Here is a 338-nt window from a genome sequence, read left to right as displayed (position 1 = left end):
AAAAGTAGATATTGATTCAATGAATTATCACCATTTCTACGATGTTCAATTTGTATTTGATCAAGACAGTATTAAAGCTTTAGGGAACCAAGGTGGAAACGACAACCAAGGCGGAAACGACAACCAAGGCGGAAACGACAACCAAGGCGGAAACGACAACCAAGGCGGAAACGACAACCAAGGTGGAAACGACAACCAAGGTGGAAACAACAACCAAGGTGGAAACAACAACCAAGGTGGAAATAATAACCCGAGAGTAATAGTTGATCCGAAAAATTTAGTAGATGGCCAATATGATATTACATTTAAAGTATTAAAAGATAAAACAGATGAAATTT

Annotated in this window: 1 pseudogene; it reads left to right on the top strand. The window is 37.9% G+C overall.

The annotated features are described in order from the left end of the window. A pseudogene (locus MR160_RS34165) lies at positions 1–338 on the top strand (NEAT domain-containing protein); the annotation flags it as partial.

Source organism: Bacillus cereus group sp. BfR-BA-01382, assembly GCF_022663475.1.
Taxonomy (GTDB): Bacteria; Bacillota; Bacilli; order Bacillales; family Bacillaceae_G; genus Bacillus_A; species Bacillus_A thuringiensis_S.
Note: the sequence above shows the minus strand (reverse complement) of the source record. Positions and strands in the feature narration are given on the sequence as shown.